This is a genomic window from Roseicyclus mahoneyensis (assembly GCF_003148775.1).
GTDB classification, from domain to species: Bacteria; Pseudomonadota; Alphaproteobacteria; order Rhodobacterales; family Rhodobacteraceae; genus Roseicyclus; species Roseicyclus mahoneyensis.
The window spans coordinates 182,603-206,460 of the sequence record NZ_QGGW01000004.1 but is presented as its reverse complement, the minus strand read 5'-3'; the positions used below and the strand labels follow the sequence as shown (position 1 = coordinate 206,460).

The 23,858-nt window shown below is 53.7% G+C and carries 27 protein-coding genes and 1 tRNA gene; 18 read left to right on the top strand and 10 right to left on the bottom strand.

The annotated features are described in order from the left end of the window. Positions 1-49: 49 nt before the first annotated feature. The 3 genes from C7455_RS10205 to clpX all read left to right on the top strand — a co-directional run bounded on the left by C7455_RS10205 (position 50) and on the right by clpX (position 3,252). A complete protein-coding gene (locus C7455_RS10205) occupies positions 50-841 on the top strand; it encodes a creatininase family protein (protein WP_211315475.1) in 792 nt (263 codons plus the stop codon). A gap of 347 nt (positions 842-1,188) precedes the next feature. Further along, the gene (locus C7455_RS10200; RefSeq protein ID WP_109667874.1) at positions 1,189-1,818 is read left to right on the top strand and encodes an ATP-dependent Clp protease proteolytic subunit; all 630 of its coding nucleotides are present in this window, start codon (positions 1,189-1,191) and stop codon (positions 1,816-1,818) included. 165 nt (positions 1,819-1,983) lie between these two features. Then, the gene (clpX, locus tag C7455_RS10195; protein WP_109667873.1) at positions 1,984-3,252 is read left to right on the top strand and encodes an ATP-dependent Clp protease ATP-binding subunit ClpX; all 1,269 of its coding nucleotides are present in this window, start codon (positions 1,984-1,986) and stop codon (positions 3,250-3,252) included. Between the two features lie 62 nt (positions 3,253-3,314). Here the strand turns inward: clpX and C7455_RS10190 are convergent, their stop codons facing one another. Then, entirely contained in the window at positions 3,315-4,340 is a 1,026-nt protein-coding gene (locus C7455_RS10190) for a hypothetical protein (protein WP_109667871.1), read from the bottom strand. Between the two features lie 68 nt (positions 4,341-4,408). Continuing rightward, the gene (locus C7455_RS10185; RefSeq protein ID WP_245904288.1) at positions 4,409-5,083 is read right to left on the bottom strand and encodes a sugar transferase; all 675 of its coding nucleotides are present in this window, start codon (positions 5,081-5,083) and stop codon (positions 4,409-4,411) included. An 815-nt stretch (positions 5,084-5,898) separates the two neighbouring features. Between C7455_RS10185 and C7455_RS10180 the strand changes: the two genes are divergently transcribed. The 10 genes from C7455_RS10180 (at position 5,899) to C7455_RS19895 (ending at position 15,094) form a co-directional block, all read left to right on the top strand. Continuing rightward, complete coding sequence (locus C7455_RS10180) at positions 5,899-6,786, top strand: ATP-grasp fold amidoligase family protein (protein WP_109667867.1); 888 nt, start codon at positions 5,899-5,901, stop codon at positions 6,784-6,786. Between the two features lies 1 nt (position 6,787). After that, positions 6,788-8,659 (top strand): ATP-grasp domain-containing protein, encoded by a 1,872-nt coding sequence (locus C7455_RS10175; RefSeq protein ID WP_109667866.1) that lies wholly within the window; start codon positions 6,788-6,790, stop codon positions 8,657-8,659. A 107-nt stretch (positions 8,660-8,766) separates the two neighbouring features. Then, positions 8,767-9,714: a hypothetical protein gene (locus tag C7455_RS19910; RefSeq protein ID WP_146199982.1), complete on the top strand. Its 948-nt coding sequence runs from the start codon at positions 8,767-8,769 to the stop codon at positions 9,712-9,714. Between the two features lie 5 nt (positions 9,715-9,719). Further along, positions 9,720-10,640 (top strand): O-fucosyltransferase family protein, encoded by a 921-nt coding sequence (locus C7455_RS19905; protein ID WP_146199981.1) that lies wholly within the window; start codon positions 9,720-9,722, stop codon positions 10,638-10,640. A 185-nt stretch (positions 10,641-10,825) separates the two neighbouring features. Next, the gene (gmd, locus tag C7455_RS10170) at positions 10,826-11,947 is read left to right on the top strand and encodes a GDP-mannose 4,6-dehydratase (RefSeq protein WP_109667864.1); all 1,122 of its coding nucleotides are present in this window, start codon (positions 10,826-10,828) and stop codon (positions 11,945-11,947) included. A gap of 11 nt (positions 11,948-11,958) precedes the next feature. Next, the gene (fcl, locus tag C7455_RS10165) at positions 11,959-12,912 is read left to right on the top strand and encodes a GDP-L-fucose synthase (protein ID WP_109667862.1); all 954 of its coding nucleotides are present in this window, start codon (positions 11,959-11,961) and stop codon (positions 12,910-12,912) included. Between the two features lie 271 nt (positions 12,913-13,183). Beyond that, positions 13,184-13,393, top strand: a complete 210-nt coding sequence (locus C7455_RS10160) for a hypothetical protein (protein ID WP_109667860.1) — start codon at positions 13,184-13,186, stop codon at positions 13,391-13,393. Positions 13,394-13,695: 302 nt separating this feature from the next. Next, positions 13,696-14,238 carry a recombinase family protein gene (locus C7455_RS10155; RefSeq protein WP_109667859.1) on the top strand — a complete coding sequence of 181 codons (543 nt, stop codon included), beginning with the start codon at positions 13,696-13,698 and terminating at the stop codon, positions 14,236-14,238. Between the two features lie 121 nt (positions 14,239-14,359). After that, complete coding sequence (locus C7455_RS19900) at positions 14,360-14,821, top strand: hypothetical protein (protein WP_146199980.1); 462 nt, start codon at positions 14,360-14,362, stop codon at positions 14,819-14,821. A 12-nt stretch (positions 14,822-14,833) separates the two neighbouring features. Then, positions 14,834-15,094, top strand: coding sequence for a hypothetical protein (locus tag C7455_RS19895; protein WP_146199979.1), 261 nt, complete (start codon positions 14,834-14,836; stop codon positions 15,092-15,094). Here C7455_RS19895 and C7455_RS19890 read toward each other — a convergent pair. From C7455_RS19890 to C7455_RS10140, 5 genes are all read right to left on the bottom strand, one after another. Next, entirely contained in the window at positions 15,080-15,511 is a 432-nt protein-coding gene (locus tag C7455_RS19890) for a hypothetical protein (protein ID WP_146199978.1), read from the bottom strand. The two genes, C7455_RS19895 and C7455_RS19890, sit on opposite strands and share 15 nt — an antisense overlap. Positions 15,512-15,580: 69 nt before the next feature. Continuing rightward, positions 15,581-15,751 (bottom strand): ribbon-helix-helix protein, CopG family, encoded by a 171-nt coding sequence (locus C7455_RS20680; protein WP_109667857.1) that lies wholly within the window; start codon positions 15,749-15,751, stop codon positions 15,581-15,583. Then, the gene (locus C7455_RS19885; RefSeq protein WP_146199977.1) at positions 15,748-16,527 is read right to left on the bottom strand and encodes a hypothetical protein; all 780 of its coding nucleotides are present in this window, start codon (positions 16,525-16,527) and stop codon (positions 15,748-15,750) included. The genes C7455_RS20680 and C7455_RS19885 overlap by 4 nt, the downstream gene beginning before the upstream one ends. A gap of 218 nt (positions 16,528-16,745) precedes the next feature. Continuing rightward, positions 16,746-18,398 carry a tyrosine-type recombinase/integrase gene (locus C7455_RS10145; RefSeq protein WP_170119054.1) on the bottom strand — a complete coding sequence of 551 codons (1,653 nt, stop codon included), beginning with the start codon at positions 18,396-18,398 and terminating at the stop codon, positions 16,746-16,748. 93 nt (positions 18,399-18,491) lie between these two features. After that, positions 18,492-18,575 (bottom strand) — tRNA-Tyr (locus C7455_RS10140). Between the two features lie 96 nt (positions 18,576-18,671). Between C7455_RS10140 and rlmB the strand changes: the two genes are divergently transcribed. From rlmB to C7455_RS10120, 4 genes are all read left to right on the top strand, one after another. Beyond that, positions 18,672-19,484 carry a 23S rRNA (guanosine(2251)-2'-O)-methyltransferase RlmB gene (gene rlmB, locus C7455_RS10135; protein WP_109667854.1) on the top strand — a complete coding sequence of 271 codons (813 nt, stop codon included), beginning with the start codon at positions 18,672-18,674 and terminating at the stop codon, positions 19,482-19,484. A 12-nt stretch (positions 19,485-19,496) separates the two neighbouring features. After that, on the top strand, positions 19,497-19,823 hold the full coding sequence (locus C7455_RS10130) for a hypothetical protein (protein WP_109667852.1): 327 nt from the start codon (positions 19,497-19,499) through the stop codon (positions 19,821-19,823). A gap of 207 nt (positions 19,824-20,030) precedes the next feature. Next, on the top strand, positions 20,031-20,504 hold the full coding sequence (locus C7455_RS10125) for a CoA-binding protein (protein WP_109667851.1): 474 nt from the start codon (positions 20,031-20,033) through the stop codon (positions 20,502-20,504). Further along, positions 20,501-21,400, top strand: coding sequence for a hypothetical protein (locus tag C7455_RS10120; RefSeq protein ID WP_109667849.1), 900 nt, complete (start codon positions 20,501-20,503; stop codon positions 21,398-21,400). The genes C7455_RS10125 and C7455_RS10120 overlap by 4 nt, the downstream gene beginning before the upstream one ends. 21 nt (positions 21,401-21,421) lie before the next feature. Here the strand turns inward: C7455_RS10120 and C7455_RS10115 are convergent, their stop codons facing one another. From C7455_RS10115 to hisA, 3 genes are all read right to left on the bottom strand, one after another. After that, on the bottom strand, positions 21,422-21,736 hold the full coding sequence (locus C7455_RS10115) for a phosphoribosyl-ATP diphosphatase (protein ID WP_109667848.1): 315 nt from the start codon (positions 21,734-21,736) through the stop codon (positions 21,422-21,424). 8 nt (positions 21,737-21,744) lie between these two features. Further along, on the bottom strand, positions 21,745-22,506 hold the full coding sequence (hisF, locus tag C7455_RS10110) for an imidazole glycerol phosphate synthase subunit HisF (RefSeq protein ID WP_109667846.1): 762 nt from the start codon (positions 22,504-22,506) through the stop codon (positions 21,745-21,747). 75 nt (positions 22,507-22,581) lie between these two features. Beyond that, the gene (hisA, locus tag C7455_RS10105) at positions 22,582-23,298 is read right to left on the bottom strand and encodes a 1-(5-phosphoribosyl)-5-[(5-phosphoribosylamino)methylideneamino]imidazole-4-carboxamide isomerase (RefSeq protein WP_109667845.1); all 717 of its coding nucleotides are present in this window, start codon (positions 23,296-23,298) and stop codon (positions 22,582-22,584) included. A gap of 146 nt (positions 23,299-23,444) precedes the next feature. On the opposite strand from hisA, the gene C7455_RS10100 reads away from it, so the two are divergent. Continuing rightward, entirely contained in the window at positions 23,445-23,843 is a 399-nt protein-coding gene (locus tag C7455_RS10100) for a DUF2147 domain-containing protein (protein ID WP_109668179.1), read from the top strand. Positions 23,844-23,858 lie beyond the last annotated feature (15 nt).

Here is a 23,858-nt window from a genome sequence, read left to right as displayed (position 1 = left end):
TAGACAGCGCGCGCGCCCTGCGCCCATGTGCCTCAAACCGGAGGATGACATGACCCTGCCAAAGCCCCTGTGGCGCGAGATGACCACGCGCGAATTTTCCCTGTCCGACACGTCGGACTGGATCGCCGTCCTGCCGATCGCGGCGATCGAACAGCACGGGCCCCATCTGCCCGTGGGCGTCGATGCGATCCTGGCCGAGGCGATGGTTGGCCGCGTTGTCGCGGCCCTGCCCGGCGATCTGCCCGCCACTTTCCTGCCGGTGCAACAGGTCTGCAAATCGAACGAACATATTGAATTTCCGGGTACATTGACCCTGACATGGGAAACCGCGATCAAGGTCTGGATCGAGATCGGGCAAAGCGTGGCGCGCGCGGGCGTCGCCAAGATGGTCATCGTCACCAGCCATGGCGGCAACATCCCCCCGATGGAGATCGTGGCCCGCGAATTGCGCCAGACCTTGGGCATGGCGGTGGCGACGACCTCATGGACACGTCTGGGCGGCGCGCGGGTCTATGAGTATCCCGAAGGACCGATGGTGGACATACACGGCGGCTTGTCGGAAACCTCGATGATGCTGGCCAGCCGCCCCGATCTGGTGCAGTCCGATTTCGTTGAGGATTTCGACAGCCGCCAGACTGCGCTGCGACAGGGCTCGGCCAAGCTGGCCTATCATATGGCCGAGGCCAATCTGGCCTGGCTGTCCAATGACTTGAACCCCAAGGGCACCGTCGGCGACGCATCCGCCGCGACGGCCGCACTGGGCGAAGTCGATCTGAGTGCGCAAACCGATGGCTTCATCGCGCTTTTGCGGGATATGGCGCGGTATCGGCTGGAACGGTGATCGTGGACATGCAGTCGGTTTGGCACGAACTCAGTGGGCTACCGCCGGAATGTTTCTTCATGTCATGCATTACAAGTGCTTGTCCGTAGCCCGCCCACCCTACCGCCGACATGCGCGCCCCATGCTCACCCGCCTGATCTGGCTTGCGTCGATCCTACCTGCCCGGTGGCCTGATCTGCATGGCACCTTTTTCCGATGTGGGTGCCCGGAAAGGCTTCTCGGCGGCTTGCGGGATCGACCCGGCCTGCCTTGCGGCAGCACGGAAATGACCTCCCGCCCTTGCAGCCCCCCCCACCCGCAACTAAGACTGAAGGGCAACACGCGAAACGCATTCGAGGCAGGCCGCCATGATCGATCCGACACAGCAATACATGAACCTTGTGCCCATGGTGGTCGAGCAGACCAGCCGCGGCGAACGGGCCTATGACATTTTCTCGCGCCTGCTCAAGGAGCGCATCATCTTCGTCAACGGGCCGGTCCATGACGGGATGGCCACATTGGTCGTGGCACAGCTTTTGCATCTGGAGGCGGAGAACCCGTCGAAGGAGATCTCGATGTACATCAACTCGCCCGGCGGATCGGTGATCGCAGGGATGAGCATCTACGACACGATGCAATACATCAAACCCAAGGTGTCGACGCTGGTCTGCGGACTGGCGGCCTCGATGGGGTCGGTGATCGCTTTGGGTGGCGAGAAGGGCATGCGCTTTTCCCTGCCGAACTCGGAATTTCTGGTCCACCAGCCCTCGGGTGGCAGCCAGGGCACGGCAGAGGATATCTTGATCCAGTCGCGCCACATCGAGGCGACACGCGAGCGGTTCTACCAGCTCTACATGCGGCACACCGGCCAGGATTACGATACGGTGCGCCAGGCGCTGGACCGCGACAAGTGGATGACACCCGAGGAAGCCAAGGCATGGGGCCACATCGACGAGATCGTCGCGACCCGCAAGACCGACGCGGCCGAGGGCAAGTGAGCGCCCAGATCCCTTCGATCACAGGGCTGTTCCCGCGCCGCGATCCGGGGGAATTTGACATTGTGATGACTGCCCGCCTGTTCTAGGCTTTCCAGAGATTTCGGCCCGGGGTTTGCCCGGGCCCGGGGCCACGCGGGTCCCGAATGACCGATCAAGGTGGACGATATGGCGACTTCATCCGGCAGCGACTCGAAAAACACGCTCTACTGCTCGTTTTGTGGCAAGAGCCAGCACGAGGTCCGCAAACTGATCGCCGGGCCGACGGTTTTCATCTGCGATGAATGCGTCGAGCTGTGCATGGACATCATCCGCGAGGAAACGAAGACCTCGGGCCTCAAATCCTCGGACGGCGTGCCGACCCCGCTGGAGATCTGCGATGTGCTGGATGATTACGTCATCGGCCAGATGCATGCCAAGCGCGTGCTGTCCGTCGCGGTCCATAACCACTACAAACGGCTCAACAATTCGGGCAAATCCGACATCGAATTGTCCAAGTCGAACATTCTGCTGATCGGCCCGACTGGCTGCGGCAAGACGCTTCTGGCGCAGACCTTGGCGCGCATCCTTGATGTGCCCTTCACCATGGCCGATGCGACGACCCTGACCGAGGCGGGATATGTGGGCGAGGATGTGGAAAACATCATCCTCAAGCTTTTGCAGGCCAGCGAATACAACGTCGAGCGCGCGCAGCGCGGCATCGTCTACATCGACGAGGTCGACAAGATCACGCGCAAGTCCGACAACCCGTCGATTACGCGGGATGTGTCGGGCGAAGGTGTGCAGCAAGCGCTGCTCAAGATCATGGAGGGCACGGTCGCCAGTGTTCCCCCGCAGGGTGGGCGCAAGCATCCGCAGCAGGAATTCCTGCAGGTCGACACGACCAACATCCTGTTCATCTGCGGCGGCGCCTTTGCGGGCCTCGACAAGATCATCGCGCAGCGTGGCAAGGGTAGCGCCATGGGCTTTGGTGCCGATGTGCGCGACCCGGCGTCGAAGACCGTGGGCGAGTATTTCAAGGAACTGGAGCCCGAGGATCTGCTGAAATTCGGCCTGATCCCGGAATTCGTCGGCCGCCTGCCCGTGATCGCAACGCTCGAGGATCTGGACGAGCCCGCGCTGGTCACCATCCTGACCGAGCCCAAGAACGCGCTGGTCAAGCAATACCAGCGCCTGTTCGAGCTCGAGGACGTGAAGCTCAAGTTCACCGACGATGCGCTGAAAGCCATCGCCAAGCGCGCCATCGCCCGCAAGACCGGCGCGCGCGGCCTGCGCTCGATCATGGAAGACATCTTGCTCAACACCATGTTCGACCTGCCCAGCACCGAAGGCGTGCAAGAGGTCGTGGTGAACGAGGAAGCCGTGACCTCGGACGCGCAGCCGCTGATGATCTATGCGGAGCGCAAGAAAAAGGACGAGCCGGCGACCGCCGGATAACCTTGCGATCGTAACTTACCTTGCGGCCTCACCCATCGGTGGGGCCGTTTGTCTTTCAGATGTCACCGCAGCCAGAGTTTCTCGCGCTTGAGCGTGTTGCGGATCACCTGTTCCTTGCGCGGCAGGTTCGCCCGGTCGAACAGCGCGCGCGCCTTGGCGCCCTTGCCCTGATAGATCATCCGCTTGATCGGGTCGTAGCCCTTGAGGACCTTCTTGATCTTGTTGGGGGCGCTGATGCGTTCGAGCGTGTCGATCACGCGCTGATCTTCGCGCGCATAGGCCAAGGGCAGGACGCGATAGTGGCAGGAATGGCTGCCATCGAGAAAGCCCGGGGCGAGCGCGTCGCGCCCGCCGCCCAGCCCGTGGATGACCAGCGGCAGGGCGATCTGGTCAAGCCAGGGGTCGAGCGACTGGCACACCAATTCCGCCGGGCGGTCGTCGCGGATCGACCGCGCGTAGTCGAGAAAGCGCCGCCCGAATTCCGCCGGGTCGCGGTAATAGAAGAAGCCCGCGTTGAAGTAGAGGTAGCGCCGCCAGTATTCGTCGGGCCAGTTGAGGTCGAGCGTGGTTTCGAAATCGAGCCCGAACCGGTCGTAGAGCGATTTCCAGGTCGCGGTGTAGCCGGGGCCGTAAAGTTCGATCTCGGGCCATGTGCCTTCGACGCGGCGCGAGGCCGAGGGGCGGTCGAAATCGAAGGGCACCTCGGTCAGGTCGCCGGTGATGAGCGTGTCGGTGTCGAAGAACACGAAGGGTTCGCCGGCGGGCAGCGCGGACAGCATCTCGATCTTGTTGCCATAGGGGTAGCTGTCGCCGAAATGGTGGCTCTCGAAGGGCAGGATCGTCGCGCCTAAATCCTCGGTCAGAAGGCTCCGCAGGGCCGTATCGGATATCCGGGGGTCACGCGACCAGCGCGGGCCGGGTTGCGGCTCAGCGATCAGGAACTTGCCGGGAAAGGCCGGGTTGAAGGCACGAAAGGACGCAGCAAACAACACGGCCTCGTATTCCAGCCGCCCCGCCTGCGCCACGATCACGATGTTGAAGGGCTGCGGAGGGGAAGCCGCTGGCGGGTCTTTCAGGGCTGTGGGCATGGTCTTGCGGGGCCTACGGGGCATGGTCAACAGACCCTAGCCGCCCCGCACAAGGCGCGCCAGTCGTCTCAGGCACCGCGCATGCGGAAGACGGTGACCACGGTGCGCCAAAAGATCCACAGGTCCAGCCGCAGACTTGCTTGCCGGATATAGATCAAGTCGGCTGAAGTCTTGAGACGCGTTGCGTTCAGCCCGGCGGCGTAGCCATGTTTGATCTGGGCCAGACCGCTTATGCCCGGCCGCACATTGTGCCGCGCCCGGTAGCCGGGGATCACGCGCACGTAATGGCAGGCGTGGCGAAAATAATCGGGGCGTGGCCCAATCAGGCTCATCTCGCCCCGGTAGACATTCCAGATCTGGGGCAATTCGTCGAACCGCGACCGCCGCAGAAGATTGCCCAGAAGGGTGATGCGCTCCACCTCGATCGGGTCGTCCGGGCCGCGCATGCCCCGCGGTTGCACGAACATCGAGCGGAACTTGTAGGCGCGGAACGGTTTGCAATCGCGGCCCATGCGTTTTTGCACATGGATAAGCGGGCCCTTGTTGATGAACGGATTGAGAACCAACAGCGCAATTGCCACGATAAGGGTGGCGGGCAGCAAGACGATGGTCGCAAACACCAGGTCAAACGCACGTTTGCTGACCATGTAGACTAGGTCGCCATTGCCCGATTGCGCTGCGGCGGCTTTTGACGGTGCAACCAAGGGTGCAACGAAATCCCTGTCATCCGGAACAATAGTCATCAGCATCCTCTGGCGCGACCCGGTAGCAGCCCCAAAGTCAGCCCGTCAACCTTAGTGTCTGCATCGTGGTCGGACAAGCGCGGTCGGCCCGGCAAGGGCCGCGACCGGCACGAAAACGCTCGCAAAGTTAACACCTTTTCCGTGCCGCGGCGAAATTGCCGCAAGGTTGGGCAGGAAACGCATGACTGCGGCCGATCCGACGACACAAGGCGCACGAATCGACACGGATAGTGTGATTTTGAGGGGGGATGGTGGGCGACCCTGGAATCGAACCAAGCATCGCTTCTACTTGTATGAATTATATATTATAATCAGTTACTTATGAAAGGCATCGGATCGACATAATGTTAAATTGTAGCGAAATATCCATCATTTGTAGCGAAAATAGTGCATGTAAGTTGGTGCCACGCCGTTCATTGAAGGAGACGTTGATCTTGGAAAGGGATTTGTCTTGCTCTTCTGTCTAAACGTTTGCGCCATTACCTTCCAATTGGCTGAGATGGCCGTCACGCCCCCGATGGTCCTTACAATTCTCGCTACCATCCGCCACCTACGGACGCCAATCTAATGATTTCGAGAATTATACTCGTGACCTAGATCCAGACCCAAACTGAATCAGAGCTAGAGAACAGGTCTGTTTCTCGGCTGAAACACAGCAACGAAAGATAAAGATTATCCTAAAACTAAAAAAAGCCGCGCAAAAGATAAAAAAATATTCTCGTTTTCTACCAATGCAAACCAATGAAAGATTGTGCTAGCGGTCCGATCAAGTAATCTTGGGTGCTCAATCTGAGCACTTGGGGAATCTCAACTAAATGCGCTTGAAATCATTGCTCTCTAAATCTGAATATCTGGCTGACAACACCAAACTTTCGCATGAGATAACGCTTGGGCCTGAAATTATTCGAGATAATTACAGGAAAGTTGAAAGTCGAGATCTTGATATTGAAAATCACCCAAGCTTTAGCGCTAAGATCCACCAAAGGATGATCGATTTTCATACAAAGGGCGCTGACACTGCAACGCTTTTAGCAGATAAGCTCGCAGTAAAAGATTATGTTCGGAGTCGTGTCGGCAAAGAATTTATCCCTTCAGTAATTTGGCAAGCACCCAGATTAACATATAATTACTTTGTAGATATGCCAAAGCAAGGAATTCTAAAGTGTAACGAAGGCTGCAGGAAGAACTTAACGCTACGAGAGAATCAGAATTATAACAGCTTAAAAAAAGAAACCGATGATTGGCTTGACAACAGTTATTACTGGTTTCGTCGCGAGTATCAATATTATAACATTGCAAGTGAATTGTTTGTGGAGGAAGGCATCGATGATGGCCATCCAGATGGACCTATTGATTATATTTTTTATTGTTTTGATGGAAAAGTGCAGCTCATTCAAACAGGGAGCAGATCACATACTGTTCACAGTTTCTTCACGAGAAACTGGGAAAAACTAAATCTCACATATCGGAAAATTTATGAGGCGCCATTGCTCCCCCTACCAAGCAGATTGGGCCAAATGATCGAAGTTGCAGAAGCACTTTCGCATGGTATCGATTTTATTCGAGTAGACTTGTACCAGGCCAGAGAGAGAGTACTCTTTGGCGAAATGACGCTTACTCCGCGTGCGGGTGACATCCAATTCACTCCGTCTGAGTGGAATATGAAATTGGGGCAATTGTGGAACTACAGGTATCAATTCTAAAATGACAAAAAAATTGCTTGATATTGGTGATAAATGGAATGTGCATGCTGGTTTCCAGTATGGTGCATCCACTCAGACTATATCCGGGAGCCTTTATGTTGCGCGAAAAACGGTACAACGAGAGAAATTTAGATCCGTTGTAGGGCAAAAAATATTCAACATATTTCATAATTTCAGCGCTCTAGAAGGAGATCTAACTGAAGCGGATCTGCTTGAAGCAATATTTACGATTGAGCAACATTTTCAACAGCCGACACCCAAGCGTGGTTATTTGATAAGTAAAATCCAGGTTTTCAACGGCATCAACTATTTTGTCAGCCTTCAAACCTTCAATGTTTCTAGAACGCTAAAAATCCTCAAGTATATCAAGCAGTGCTGCATGTTTTTGAGCTCTCCCAAAAATCTACAGAACTTTGAAAAGGCTACAAGGGAGTTCGTAGAGCTTGCGGAAAGAGAGCGAAGCAGAAATTCGATTTCTGTTAATAATTCAAGAATTGTCCAATTTGCAGATTCCTCTAGTATCCCTTATAGACTCGACGGGCAAGATATCGTTAGAGTTGGCTCTGGGCGGCACTCGCATATTTTTAAAAGCACTATTACGCAATCAACGTCTGGCCTTGGTGTCGTTGATGCATCCTCAAAAGCTAGGACTGGACAATTGCTTGAGCGACATTTTTTACCGGTGCCGCGCAAATCTATCGCTACGGATTTAGCGCAAGCGCAAATGCAAGCTCAAAAAATTGGTTTTCCAATTGCAATTAAGCCAGATGATGGCAAGCAGGGTCGTGGAGTGACAGCGCCAGTCACCCACAAAAAGGATTTAGCAGTAGCGTTTGAGAGCGCTGTAAGGCATGGAAAGCGGGTGGTAATTGAGCAGTTTGTACCCGGTAAAGACTATCGAATTACAGTTGATAGCGGTAAAATCATCAAGGCGATCGAGCGGAGACCTGGCAGCATAACTGGCGATGGAATTCGTACTATTAAAGAAATTTTAGATGACGAATTAACTGACTTTAGAAAAGGTTTAAAAAAAGGCAAGCCAGTTCTTCTTGACGACGAAGCTAGCCACTTAATAAAGCAAGCAGGCTACACATTGAATACTGTATTAGTGGATGGACTAGAAGTCGTTCTCCGACGTAGAGCAAATATGTCCACAGGAGGAACCGCTTATGACGTGTCTGAACTACTACATCCCGACAACGCAAAGCTGGCTATTCGTGCCGCTGAGGCTCTAATGCTTGACATAGCGGGTGTTGACTTGATTGCTGAGGACATCTCACGATCATGGCGAGAAACAGATGTTAAGATTTTGGAAGTAAATGCGCAACCTCAGATATCGCCTCAGTTTGTTCCTGATGTGTACAGAGATATTATTATGCCCCGGTTAAAAGGCGGCACGCGAGCTCGTGTGGCTTTGTTTGTTACCGACGATTGGACAGCAGATGTTCAAAGTGCATTTGAAGTTCTTAAGCATAGCCTTCGAACAGAGTGGGGTGTGATGGTGGAGCAGGATAGAGAAGGCTTGTTCCGTTCGGGGCAATGGATCGCTCAGCCCGTGCAGTCCGGCTTAAAATTTGTCCAGAACGCAGAATGGGATCAGTCGATCGATGGGATTTTGGCCTGCCCAAGCTACGATGAACTTGCAAGACATGGAATGCCGGCGCAATTTGTTGATCGCATACTTTTCTATGCGACGAGAGCATCTGATGTAAATACTAACATTGCGAAAATTCTGGAAATACTATCAAAAACAGCGGACCATGTCGTTGAAAAAGACATTAAAGTCTCAATAGTAGGAGGTAATTTATCAGACCAACTTATTGCTGAGGGGAGGAAAGTTGGCTTTCGGTTATACCAAGCGAATACTAGCTGATAACAACTTATGGGAGAGTGATTTTCTAAGCTTGTTTGGATTGAATGAGATGCGGCACCACGTTGTGAAAGTTGGGGGTACTTTTTGTGAAAAAAATGGAAGATAACATGATCGCAATCACTGCTTTTTTTGCGCCGCCTGAGCAAACAATAAGAAAATATAATTTTCTGATTTTTCAGAAACATCTTCAGATTCCTCTTATTGTGGTTGAGTGGTCGCCAGAAGGTATTTTTCACATTCGGGAGGATGAGTGTGATCACTTAATTCAGATAACGAGTGGTTCCATTCTTTGGCAAAAAGAAGCATTATTGAATATTGGCATCATGAAAGCTCGGGCGTTAGGATATGATAAAGTTGCGCTCCTCGATGCGGACATCGTTTTCTTAGAGCCTAAGTGGGCTGAAGTGGTCTCTGAGACTCTAGATGATAATTATCTGGTCCAATGCTTTAATGAAGTGCGTTATCTCCCTGAAACTGGTCAAATAAATTTGATGACAATTAATCAAATTTCAGGGATAGAATCACAAATGCAAGTTCCTTCTCTGTCATTTGTAAATAGGCTAGGGTTGCAGCAACTTTTTGCGAAAAGAGACATGGATGATAGGCCGCTCGAAGCGTTAGGTACCAACCTATTGGGGAATCCAGGACTGGCTACAGCCATAAATATAGGAAAGCTTTCATTTAAACTATATGATGCAAATATTGTTGGAGCAGGAGACCTGGTGATGTTTTCCGCCGCAAATGGTTTGCTAGATGAACTTTTTGAAGAACGCTCTTTTTCCAATGCACACAAGGAACACATAATTTATTGGGCTCAAAGTAATGAAATTATCAATAGTAGATTTGGATGTTGCGATTTGTGCTTAGCTCATCTGTGGCACGGCGATGGGGAGTCTAGAAGTTATCTGAAACGTTTTGAAATTTTATCATCTAGAAATTTTAATCCTATCGATGACATTAAAAAAAATTCATCGGGATTACTCGAATTTACTGAATATGGAGGTCGGTTGATTTGCCCTGTAGGTGAGTATATGGATCGCAGGAAGGATGGCTAGAAAAAATGATACCTATTGTTATAAAGCCACGCGGTCGTTTGGGTAATTTAATGTTTCAGTTAATGTTGGCATTAAAAATCCAAGAGCGCTTAGATTGCAAAAGTGAAATATTTGGAATATCAATACCAGAATGGAATATTTTTAAAGAACGGGGGCCGGCGCTAAAAAACCCTTTGTTATTGAGTGGACACACATTTGATCTTGACGAGGTGTGTTATCTGCTTCGCTCAGGCGCTGTAGATGGAGTGCTGATAAACGGTTGGGGCATGAGGGTTGAATATTATGGTGATCCACGTTTATATAATCAAATTTTCCCTCCGCAAAAACAAGAATCATTCTTTGGTGACGATGTAATTTTGGTCAATGTAAGGGCCGAAGATATAACATCAGGCCGGTATCGAGGTTATTACCCCTTGCCGTTAGATTACTACGAAAAAGTAATTCGCGAAAGTGGTCGACACCCAGTTTTTTTTGGTCAGCTAGATGGTCAATCCTATATAGATATTCTTAAGGAGCATTTCTCAGAAGCAGAATTCTTGCCACAAGCTTCACCTATAGTCGATTTTGGAAGGCTGCGCTCTGCAAAGCACGTTTGTTTGTCGATTAGTTCTTTTGCTTGGCTTGGAACATGGTTGTCGTCTGTAGCTGAAACAATACACATGCCGGTAGCTGGGATTTTTGATCCAAGGCCTGGCATTCAAAATCTTATTCCCGCGAATGATCCGCGTTATCACTATTGGGAGGTGAAAATTCCTTCAATGAAGGAAAGATCTAAAATTGACTCTATGCTGTGGATTTCAAATTATTCTGGATCTCGAAAAATTGAAAAGCGAATGTTGCATAGCATTATTGCAGCTGGGGCTACAAGAAGGGTAAACAATAAGGTATTTCAAGAATTTATTAATAGAAGCGCGCCGGGTAAATGATCATTTAATTTTTTTATTATCTATTTTGTCGATTCGTTTTAAGAGATTCTAATTTAACCATCGGCATGGCACATCTCGATGCCGACGGGATGTTGCATCCACGTCATGAACAGTGTTGCTCTTTCGTCATCACAAATTTAATCTTTAACTAAGGATCTGGTGATTTTGAGGTTAGATTTAGAAAGATGACAAAACGCGCACTAATTACCGGTATCACGGGTCAGGACGGCTCTTACCTCGCCGAATTTCTCCTTGAAAAAGGCTATGAGGTGCATGGGATCAAGCGCCGCGCGTCTTTGTTCAACACGCAGCGGATCGACCATATCTACGAGGATCCGCATAACCCGAGCCCCAATCTGAGGCTGCATTACGGCGACCTGACGGACAGCTCCAACCTGACCCGGATCCTGTCCGAAGTGCAGCCCGAAGAGGTGTATAATCTCGGCGCGCAAAGCCATGTGGCCGTCAGCTTTGAAGCGCCCGAATATACGGCGGATGTGGACGCCATGGGAACGCTGCGCCTGCTTGAGGCGATCCGTTTTCTGAAGCTTGAGAACAAGACGCGCTTCTACCAGGCCTCGACGTCCGAGCTTTATGGTCTAGTGCAGGAAGTCCCGCAGCGCGAGACCACGCCTTTCCACCCGCGCAGCCCCTATGCCGTCGCCAAGATGTATGCCTATTGGATCACGGTGAACTATCGTGAGGCATATGGCATCTATGCGTGCAACGGCATCCTGTTCAACCACGAGAGCCCCCGCCGCGGCGAGACATTCGTGACTCGCAAGATCACGCGCGGCCTTTGCAACATCGCTCAGGGTCTTGAGACCTGCCTTTACATGGGCAACATCGACGCCTTGCGCGACTGGGGTCACGCAAAGGATTATGTGCGGATGCAGTGGATGATGTTGCAGCAGGACGCGGCGGACGATTTCGTCATCGCCACGGGTGTGCAATATTCGGTCCGGGAATTTATTCAGTGGACGGCCCGGGAATTGGGCATCACGCTGGAATTCACCGGCACGGGTGTCGATGAGATCGCGACCGTTGCGGCCGTGACCGGATACCGCGCGCCCGCGGTGAAACCCGGTGACGTGATCATGAAGATCGTTCCGCGCTATTTCCGCCCGGCCGAGGTCGAGACCCTTCTGGGTGACGCCACGAAAGCCAAGGAAAAGCTTGGCTGGGTGCCGGAAATCACGGCACATGAGATGTGTGTGGAGATGGTTGCAGAAGATCTGAAAGCCGCGCGGCGGCATAGGCTTTTTCGTGAGAACGGTCTTGATCTTCCGGTATCGCTGGAAGGCTGAAGGGGTGGCATGTGAGAACCTATGTAGCAGGGCATCGCGGCATGGTAGGTGGCGCGGTGATGCGTCAGTTGCAGGCGCGTGGCCAGACGGTCATCACCCGCACCCATGCAGAGCTTGACCTGACCGATCAGCAAGCCGTGCGCGACTTCATGCAAGCAGAGCGTCCGGATGCCGTAGTTCTGGCGGCGGCCAAGGTCGGGGGTATTCACGCCAATAACACCTACCCGGCCAGTTTCATTTATGAAAACCTGATGATCGAGGCCAATGTCATCCACCAAGCCTTCGAGGCCGGTGTGATGCGGCTTCTGTTTCTTGGATCATCCTGCATCTATCCGCGTGCCGTTCCGCAGCCTATGCGCGAAGAAGCTCTTCTGACCGGCGTGCTGGATCCGACGAATGAACCCTACGCGATCGCCAAGATCGCCGGTATCAAGTTGTGCGAAAGCTATAACCGGCAGTATGGCACGGATTACAGGTCCGTCATGCCGACGAACCTCTATGGTCCCGGTGACAATTTTCACCCCCAGAACAGCCATGTCTTGCCTGCCCTGATGCGCCGCTTTCACGAGGCTGTCGAAACAGGGGCCAACGAGGTGGTGATCTGGGGATCGGGCAAGCCGATGCGCGAGTTTCTGCATGTGGATGACATGGCGGAAGCCTCGCTTTTCGTAATGGATCTGGATGTGGTGACCTACCGCCAGAACAGCGATCTCATGTTGAGCCATATCAACGTCGGAACGGGCGAGGATGTGACCATTGCCGAACTCGCCCGGATCATCGCCGATGTCACAGGCTTTGAAGGACGGATTTCCTTTGACCCCAGCAAACCGGATGGCACGCCGCGCAAACTGCTCGACGTCTCACGCCTAACGCGCCTCGGCTGGCAAGCCCAGATCGAGCTGCGCCAAGGTGCAGCCGAGACCTATCGTTGGTATCTCCAAAACATTGCCGACTTGCGCTTCTGAACTTGTCACAAAAGCCATCGGCATCATCCATCCTGTTCCCCTCTGCCGCAGCCAGCACCATGGTCAGTCCTGACCGTCATCCTATGGGGCTATGCGCATGCTGAAGAAGCACTATTGGGTGGTAACTACCCTTCCTGATGCCAAAGGCGCATAGCAGTTTCTTAACGATTTTTACGTATGACCTGACTTGGCGTTTGGCTGTGAATGACTATTTTAATATGGTGGTTATGTTTACCGATGCTGCCGCCCTTACAAAAACTTTAGGAGATAAATGACTAAGATTCAGGAAAAGATCAAAACTGCTTTCGACCAGCTGGAGGAAGCAATGAAAGCGCAACAACACCTTGATGAAGGCAAAATTGACGAAGTGCTTGCGCTTACTGCCCAATGCTCAAAATTCTGGCGTGTACTGGATGATGAACACCGTGATTTTTTGAATGCTGTTCGGTTCGCCATTGAAGCCAAGATGCAGTGGAAATGAACATGCAGATCATTCAATGCAAAAAATGTCGATATTTGATCTGGAACCTTGGTGTGGGTCAGGGGATTAGATGTTCAAACCGCCAAAACTGGTCAGGTGATCGTCCTCCACAAATTGGCGAAGTCATTTCCTGCAAGTTCTATCAAGAAGAAGCATCAGTCGCCCACAAACCGTAACATTTTACCTTACCCTAATGATAAATTTTATGATATACATATTCTGTAGCAAATGAATAGGTTTTGCCTTTTTGCTACATCCTGCATCAAACATCTAGAATTAAATGAAACAAACATGGGGGATCCATGAAGATAGGCTATCGGCGTGTGTCAACTATTGAACAAAACCTTGATCGACAAGAATTTGGTGACGTTGACAAGGTATTTGAAGAAAAGCTTTCTGGCGCTACTGCGAAAGATCGACCAGCCCTTCAACAGATGATCGAATTTGCCCGTGAAGGTGATGAAGTTCTTGTGTGGTCTATTGATCGGATCGCACGGGATTTGCGGGATCTGCAAACAATCGTTCAGACCTTGGTTGATAAGGGTGTGACTGTTTGCTTTATGTCTGAACGCTTGACCTTTAGTGCCGCCCAAGATGATCCCTTTGCCAAGCTTCAACTTCACCTGATGGGTAGCTTTGCCGAATTTGAACGTGCCATCATCCGCAAACGCGTTGCTGAAGGCGTAGCTCAAGCGAAACTTCGTGGGGTCTATAAGGGTCGTCCGCCTTCAATAGATGCAAACAAGATCCGTGATCTACGGCAACAAGGTCTTGGCGCGACCAAGATTGCTGAACAGTTGAAGATCAGTCGTGTATCTGTCTACCGCGCACTTAAAGCCGCTTAGATGGCGATACTTCCCAATTATGGGACAACAGCCCATGAAGCACACACGGCTTGTACGGTGGATTTCATGGGCCGTGATGGCAACCCGAATACGAAACCGGACAACATTATAGGCGGATTGAATGACACAGATTTGGGACGATCCCGATGTGACCACACCTGACAACAAAATTCCACACCCGAACAGTTTGAACGACAAGCTGTCCGTTGACCAGATCCTCGAAATGGCAAAACTGCTTGGACAGCTACATGATCGGTTTGTGACAGATGACACCAAACCTGTTGCATGGCCTGAATGGCAATCCTTCATGCGCATGTCATATGATCTTGGCTTTGTCTGTCGTGATGCAACTGATCGTATGGATGATGAAACGCCTATAGGGGACTTCATCACTATGATGATCAAGGACAAGACACGTGTGGGGTCGCTGTCACTTCGTCAAATGCGCCAGGTCATCCACTACATTGTGCGATCAGAACGCCATGGTGACGGTGGCGGTGATCGTGGTGCAGGAACCCTCTACAAATTTGTTGAAAATGGACTTGCTGACGCCTTCGCTGGACGTCTGAACGGAAACCCATAGGAAAGGATATCAATGGGAAAAGGCCGCAAGCGGAAAGATGCAGAACGCAAAGCTGCACAAAAATGGGTGTTGGTCTATCTGGACGCCTATGCCTTTGCCGAACCAGCTATCGTATCAGACCCCATGTCATATGATGACGCCATGATAGCATTGGAAAAAGCAAAGAAATCAGAAGGTCCAGATGGCTTTGACAGCTTCGAAATCTGGCCTGCACCAACTATAAGTAGCAAAGACCATCACACAGCTACTACAAGGGCCTTACAGGCGGTCTAGCGCATCAGCTAGGGCATGACCCAAACCCGATTCCAGCATATCCCACACACAACCCCCGCCAAATTGGGATCCACCATCGTTCCAGCGTTCACATCTGATGATATGATGAACGACATGCCGTAGCTGTTGACCTGTAAGGGTCTGAACAAGTTGGGGATGAAATTCAAGCTGTTGAACTAAAGCATCGATGGAACCACCATCATCGACCTGTTGTTCAAAGTCGCTACATACAAACCCACAAACATATGCGGCATCGATGAAGGCAGAAAATTCTGGCCAATTAACAGGCTTGCACTTGGACGTGTCATAAACTTTGTCATACCGTCCAAGAAGGCTTCGTAAAATCTGTTTGAAATAATCGATCTGAATGCGCTTCAAGGGATCATGCTTGGAAAATAACGCATCATCTATATTCATGAAGATCCCTTTTACTTGCGCATCACTATATCATAATCAAACCACCTGATCCATATAGATCAAAATACTTTAGCGAACCCATGTGTTCTTTCGGCTACCCAAAGATTCAAGCTTCGTAATGTGATCACGAATAGCTTCGCGGACCATTTCTGATCGTGACTGACCTGTATCCCTATAGGAATCAAGTTCTATCAACAAGTTTGTGTCGACAAGGACATGGATGGGTGAATATGATTTCATAGGAATGTTCCTTTATTTTGATCGCAAAGCTGACGCTTTACTAGTGTGTCAAAGATTGAATCTGATCGTTTTATAGCTTTTTCATCAAGTAAAAGGTCATGCGGAAAAACGCTTGGCTGACATTTTGTTAGATGAAGTTTATTAGATATCAAGTCAGCCTTTATCGAATATGATACCAACTTACCCAATGGAAATCTGTATTCGTACTTGCTAAGCTTCTTCCGTGACTGATCATCATATATTGTCCACCAAAAATACTGCCTATACTGGTTTTTATTTATATCTTCGCGTTCAAACTTCGTTTCATTCAAATCAGCTAAGTGATAAGCGTAGCTACGCATAAGATAATAAAATCTTCGCTGTAGTTTATCCCATAGCGAACTAGAAAATACAATAATTACATGGTAGTGGGGTTCATATGGATTAATCATTGTAGATCTATCAACATTAAACTTTCTAGTTCCTTCAACATCACCAGCTACTAGCATCGAAATTTGATCACTTCTGATATCGACCTTAAGATCGCGAACGGCATATAAGAACTTCCTGTAAACTTGTAGCTTGAAGTTTTCATACCTTTCCATATTGGATACTTTGATTGAAACCATTAGACATCTGTTTTCAATACCTGTAATCTTCATTTGGTTTGAAAATAATCTTGATGTCGTCCACGCCACAATCTGATCCTGAATCGACAAGTCTTTTGATTTGGCTTTATGCTTGAACATGTTCTTTGATGTAGATATTGTATCGTTGTTTGATAATTCGTTTTTCATTCTTAATCCTTTCAATAGATAATAACCCTAAAAGACAATAGTAGGCTAAATACGGTATTTTAACACCGCATCATTTACGCTAGTTCTGGCTGACCCATAGTTCAGTACCATGCTTGACGCATAGGTTTGATCCAAATTTGCCGCAGCACTCGGACGTATGTATTTATAAGCCGAAATCTTACGCTGATGCAAAAATCTGATATTTTTTCGCCTATCTATTAATCATTTTCGATACGAGGGTCCGTCCTACTTACTGCCTCGTACTTCTTTTCGAATTCCGGGCCATCATCATAGTGGCGAATAGCACCAGACTCCTTATGCCCAAGAATTGCTCTTTGCATTTGTATGTCTGCGCCCGCACGGCGCATCGCATTCACAAATGTCGAACGTAGGCTGTAAAGCGCTTTCTGTTCATCAGAAATCGCTGGATTTAAGGTCTTTCTAATCAACTTCGTAAAGTTATGTCGGATTGCTCCAACCGCGTCGGTTTCAATGTTTCGGTAAGTCTCTAACCCTCCTGATTGTATCCATTCAGGAAAATCTTTAATTTCAGGATGCACTGGAATAACTCGTGTTGAACTTTCCGTTTTGCTTCCTGAAATCCGTATAAGACGCGCCGAAACATCGGAGGGCTTAAGCCTAAGGACTTCAATTGGCCTCATTCCAGAAAACATAAGAACTCGAACTACCATGACGAAGGCTTTACGTCTCTTCTCGCTCAGGCCTTGAACGTTATTTTCCCATATTATTCTTAATGCTTCATCGATCCTTTGTACCTCATTGGGATCAAACTTCTTCCACTTCCTTTCCTCAATGGGCCTCTTGTCTTTTGGCAAGGCAACTGCTGACATAGGATTAAATTCTATCAGCTGCTCATTGAATGCGTAGCGCAATAACCCCTTAATTGGGGTGAAGACTGCCTGCAAAGATGCAGGTTTTATCTCAAAAACTAATTCTTCTCGAAGTTCCTTTAAATGCGCTGGCGTTATTTGATTGATCGGCATGTCCCCAAAAATCTTTATAAGTCTTGAAACATCTCTGCGATACTTTCTGGCTGTTAAATTCTTTATTTGATTGAAGGCTATGTATTTCTCTAATACCGATGAAATTGTATTTGGGTTTGCTACGACCTCGGATAACTTGCGTTCGATCTTCGATTTAATAAAGAAGTGCTCTTCCCGATCATCAATTTTTTTAGGCGGATTGGGCGAATTCTTTCCATATACTTTTTCTAATATTGATTGAAGCTCGTAAGCGTATTCAGCATCGCTCAATGGCTTAGGAAGTGTTTTTTCAAATGTCACGAATTCGCGAAACGCGCAGAATTGCGCCATTTCTAGGATTTCAATGTATCTTTGGTAAGGGGGAACAGTTGTCTGTGTTGGTTGTAACTTACCTGCTTTCCATCGGGATAACCTTGCCAAAAATTGTGCTTCTGCCCAGCTTTCCGGTAATCCACCAAGGCGCTGCTTATCAAGATCGTTAAGGCGACTCTTTGCCCATAGCCAATTTGGTTCAGTTTCTTGACCGTAGGTTATACTGCATCCTTCAATTTCAGGAGGAAGGAAATGTATGATTTCAGCACCATTGTCGGCGACAAAGGTATCAAGTAATTCATGTTCTCTTTTGCGGTGGTCTAAAAGATAAGCTTCCCTTTCATCGGGGCTTTTTAGTCTAGCTATCAGTTTGTCGTGTTCTTCCGCCCATGTGACCACAAGCTGCACAGCCTTAGGATAGGTGACGTTCCCGCAAGGGCGTCTCCAGACATCCTCATTGGGAAAGCACTCCTTCAGTCCAAGGGGAATTCTGCGCTGGTAAAAGTACCTACCGCGATCAATCTTGAGGTATCGAACCTTCTTGGTGTCGGTCATTGTAGCGAAAACTGCCGCAAAAGTAGCGAAACACGCGTTGTCATGGTGGCAGATTAGCACCATTTTCTATGAAATTCAATGACTTCAGGAGAATGGTGGGCGACCCTGGAATCGAACCAGGCATGGGTCTCCCCGGCGGAGTTACAGTCCGCTGCCGCACCTTGCAGCACGTCGCCCGACGCGAAGCGGTGGATAGTCGGGGGGGCTGGGGGCGTCAACCGGAAATCTCCGCCGCACCCGGCCTTGGCAAGCGAGCGTGGCGGGCGTAACCCGATGGGGCAGCAAGGGCCGGGGGCAGGGTGCGTGGCGAAGAAACCGACATGGGTGGTCGACAAGGAACGGACACGCCGGATGGCCGCAGCGGAAACCGTGTGGCTTTTCGGCCTGCATGCAGTGCGCGATGCGTTGATGAACCCCGACCGGGTCAAGTTGCGTCTCGTGCTGACCAAGAACGCCGAGGACAAGCTGCAAGACGCGATCGTCGCAGGCGGCCTTGCGCCCGAGATTGCCGATCCGCGTAAGTTTTCCGCACCTCTCGACCCCGGATCGGTGCATCAAGGCGCAGCACTCGAGGTCAAGGCGCTCGACTGGGGGCGGCTCGAGGATGTGGCGCTGGCACAGGGTCATGGCGCGCCGCGTCTGCTGCTGCTCGATCAGGTGACCGACCCGCATAACGTGGGCGCGATCCTGCGTTCGGCCGAAGTGTTCGGCGCGCGTGCCGTCATCGCGCCTGCCCGCCATGCCGCGCCCGAGACGGGGGCGCTGGCCAAGACGGCCAGCGGCGCGTTGGAACGACAGCCCTATCTGAGGGTGCAGAACCTCGGAAATGCGATCGAGACGTTGAAAGGAATGGGCTATACCGTTCTGGGCCTCGATGGCGATGGCGAGGTCGAGATCGGCACGCTGGCGGCCACCTTGCGCGACCGACCCGTGGCCCTCGTGCTGGGCGCCGAGGGGCCGGGGCTGCGGGCCCGCACGCGCGAGCTTTGCGACCATCTGGTGCGGATCCCGGCCGCAGGTGCCTTTGGGTCGCTGAACGTCTCGAATGCGGCGGCCGTGTCCCTATATGCGGTCACACGCCCCTGAAGGACCGCACCGATGCCGGATACAAAGATCGCCACCTGTTGCTATTGCGGCAGGCGGCAGGCCTTTCAGTTGCTGGCGCGCGGCGGGCGTGAGCTGGCGTGCGGGGCCTGCGGTGCACCGCTGCACGAGATGAAATGGCTGAAAGTCCCCGATCCGGCGTATCCCAAGAAACGCAGTCCCCGCATCCCCGCGCCGCATCCTGTGCCCTTGGCGGGGTCCGGCCGGGGCGCGGTGCGGGCCGAGGACCCGCGCAACCGCCGACCCAAGAAGCGGCGCAAGCCCGTGTGGAAAAAGGTATTGGAAGAGGTTTTCGAGGTGATCGAGGACATCTTCGATTGAGACCGCCCCGCCGCTGTCTTGGATGTCTGTGGCATCACGATTGTGTAATCCGGCTTTAATCCTGTGCGTTGTTTCCTATTTCCAACACATGGCGCTGCGGTTCGGAACACCGCACGCTCTTCACTGTCCCTCGTTCCGTGACTTGCGCCCGCGCTGTACAAGCTGCGGGCGCTTTTTCTTGGGCCGCGGCTGTGGCAGGGTAAACCCATGACGGAAACACCCTCTGACGATCAGCTGCGCGATATTCTCGAACGCGCCAAGGTCTTTGCCTGCATCGGCGTGTCGCCCAACCCGGTGCGGCCCAGCCATTACGTAGGCCGCTACCTGACGCTCAAGGGTTACCGGGTGATCCCGGTCAACCCAGGGCGGGCGGGCACGACGCTCTGGGGGGGGGAGGTCAAGGCGCGGCTGTCGGATGTGACCGAGCCGGTCGACGTGGTCGACATCTTCCGCAAGTCCGAGGCGGTGCCCGAGATCGTGGAGGAGGCGCTGGCGCTGGAGCCATTGCCGTCGGTGATCTGGATGCAGATCGGCGTGAGCCACCCGGAGGCCGCGGCCAAAGCCCGCGCAGCCGGGCTGACCGTGATCGAGAATCGCTGCCCCAAGATCGAATACCAAAGGCTTTTTGGCGAATTGCGCATGGGCGGCTTCGCCACCGGCATCATCTCGTCCCGGTTATGAGACGCGCTCTCTGGCTCTGGGTTGCGCTGGGGTGCATCGCGGTTCCTGTCTCGGAGCTGATGTTCTGGCCTGTCCATCTACGCGACCTGCCAGGGGCCGTGGCAGTCTATGGCGCCGCGGGCCTTATGGCGCTGGGACTTGTCGAACGCGCCGGGGCCTTGGGCTGGGCCCCCCTTGTTCTGTCGGCGGGCGTGTTCGGCTGGCTCATCGAAGGCGTGATCGTCGGCACGACCTACGAGGACATGCCCTTTTCGCTCAGCTGGACGCCGCTTGCCTGGCACGGCTTGCTCACGGTCGGCATCGGTCTGGTCGCGATCCGACAAGGATTGATAGCGCGGCGGGTCTGGCCGGGCGTCGCAGTGCTGGCCGCCACGGGGGTGTTTGCCGGTCTGTGGGCCGCCCAAAGCTGGCCCGCTTTCGCCCGCGACATGGGCGATGCCCTGCCCGCGCAGGGATTTCCCGTGCAGATCGTGACCGCGACCGCTTGCCTTGCACTGGGGCACAGGCTGCTGGACCTGTTGCCACCCGGCAAGGTGCCGGACGGGGTGCTGGCGGCCCTTGCGCTTGCGGCGGCGACTGTCTGGGGATTGGTCTGGGCCGTCCCGCTCTTTCCGGTGTCGCTTGCGGTGCCAGCCCTGATCGCGGTGGCGGCCCTTCTGATCCGGCGCTCGGGCGAGGCGGGGTCCGCGTTGCGCTATGGGCGCATCCCGCTGCGGCGCTATGCGGGTTTCGCGCTGGTGCCGGCTTTGGCCATCTTGGTTCACGATGCGGTCGCGGGGTGGGGTGGTCTCGACGTTCTGCATATCTGGGTGGCGCTGCCGACCACCGTCGCGGGGGCCGCGATCTGGCTTTGGGCGGCGACAGGCTGCGCGGTGCACAGGACCGGGCGGGCATGATGACCCGAAGCGGGGTTTGCCTTAGCGGCTGGCTTTTTCCGCGATGCCCGATTGGCCTTCGCGGCGTTCCAGCACCGTGTATACATCCGACAGGCTCACGCCGCGCGCGGTCAGCATGACGAGGAAGTGGTAGAGCACATCGGCTGCTTCTTCGGTCAGCTTGTCCTTGTCGCCGCGCGCCGCCTCGATCACGGCCTCGATGGCTTCCTCGCCGAATTTCTGCGCCGCCTTCTTGGGGCCGCGCGACAGCAGTTTGGCGGTCCACGATGTTTCGGGGTCGGCCCCCTTGCGCGCTTCGATGGTGGCGGCAAGGCGGAGGAGGGTATCGTCGCTCATGGTCTGCCTCAACTCAGTCTCATGGGAATGCCTGCGGCCTGCATATGCGCCTTTGCCTCGGCGATGGAATAGGTCCCGAAATGGAAGATCGAGGCGGCGAGAACTGCGCTGGCGTGCCCCTCGGTCACGCCTTCGACCAGATGGTCGAGCGTGCCGACACCGCCCGACGCGATCACCGGCACAGGCACGGCATCGGCGACGGCACGGGTGAGGGGCAGGTTGAAGCCCTGTTTCGTCCCGTCGCGATCCATCGAGGTCAAAAGGATCTCGCCCGCGCCCTTGGCCACGACGGTGCGGGCGAATTCGACAGCGTCGATGCCCGTGGGCTTTCGGCCGCCATGGGTGAAGATCTCCCATTTGCCCGGTGCCACGGTCTTGGCGTCGATGGCGACCACGATGCATTGCGACCCGAAGCGGTCGGCGGCGCGCGCCACCACATCGGGGTCGGCCACGGCGGCGGAGTTGAAGCTGACCTTGTCGGCGCCCGCGAGCAGCAGGTTGCGCACATCGTCCACCGTGCGCACGCCGCCTCCGATGGTGAGCGGCATGAAGCATTGTTCCGCCGTTCGCGTGGCCAGATCATACATTGTGCCCCGGTTTTCATGCGTGGCGTGAATGTCGAGGAAACACAGCTCATCCGCGCCCGCCGCGTCATAGGCCTGGGCCTGTTCCACCGGGTCGCCCGCGTCGATCAGGTCGACGAAATTAACGCCCTTGACCACGCGGCCATCGGCGACATCGAGACAGGGGATGATGCGGGTCTTGAGCATGGAATGTGCCTAGCCGATCGGCGGGGGTGAGGGAAGGCGGGCGTTGCAGTGCATATTTGGGGAAAGATGAAGGGATCAGGCCAGCGCGACCAAAGCCTCGGCCAGATCGAGCGCGCCGTCATAGAGCGCCCGGCCCGAAATGGCGCCTGCGATCGCGCCGGTATCGCGCAGGGCGATGAGATCGGCGAGCGAGGAAACGCCACCGCTCGCGATGACGGGGATGGCAGTGGCGCGGGCAAGATCGGCGGTGGCCTGCACGTTCGGGCCACCCATCGCGCCGTCGCGGTCGATGTCGGTGTAGATGATGGCGGCCACGCCCGCATCCTCGAAGGCGCGGGCAAGGTCGGTCACCATCACATCGGTTTCCTCAGCCCAGCCCTTGGTGGCGACCCGGCCCTTTCGCGCGTCGATCCCCACGGCGACCCTGCCCGGAAAGGCGCGGGCGGCCTGCCGCACCAGATCGGGGTTTTCCACGGCCACGGTGCCGAGGATGACGCGGGCGATGCCGCGGGCCAGCCACATCTCGATCGTGGCCATGTCGCGGATGCCGCCGCCAAGCTGGGCAGGGACGGAGGTGGCCGCGAGGATCGCCTCGACCGCCGCCCCGTTCACAGGCTGGCCTGCGAAGGCCCCGTTGAGGTCGACCAGATGCAGCCATTGGCAGCCAGCATCCTGAAAGGCGCGGGCTTGGGCTGCCGGGTCGGTGTTGAACACCGTCGCCTGATCCATCGCGCCGCGCACGAGGCGCACGGCCTGCCCATCCTTGAGGTCGATGGCGGGGTAGAGGATCATCGCGTCAGCCTTTCGGTTTGCTTGGCGTGGCTATGGCAAAGCCCCGGCGCGGGGGCAAGGGCGAGGGTGTTTCGCAACGTCACGCTGGACAAGTTGCAAGCCATGTCCGCAGCGTTTCCAGAGGGTTCATGGGAGGAGATGAAACCATGCGGAAACTCATGCTCGGCGTTGTGGCTCTGGTGGCCATGACGGGTGCGGCGATGGCCGACGACCTGATCGGCGACTGGCGCACGGCCCCCGACGACAATGGCAACACCGGTCTGATCCGGATCACCCAATGCGGCGCGTCGCTGTGCGGCACGTTGATACAGGCCTTCGATCCATCGGGAGCGCAGATGCAATCGCCCAATGTCGGGCGTCAGATCATCTGGGACACCAACCCGACCGGCACGGCGGGCGAGTATCGCGGCATGCTCTATTCACCCGACCGCGACCGCGAATACCGCTCGCGGCTGCAGCGGACGGGCAATGGTGTGAGTGTCTCGGGCTGCGTCATGGGGGGCGCGGTCTGCCGTGAAGGCGGCACCTGGCAACGGGTGAACTGAGCCTTGCGCCCCCGC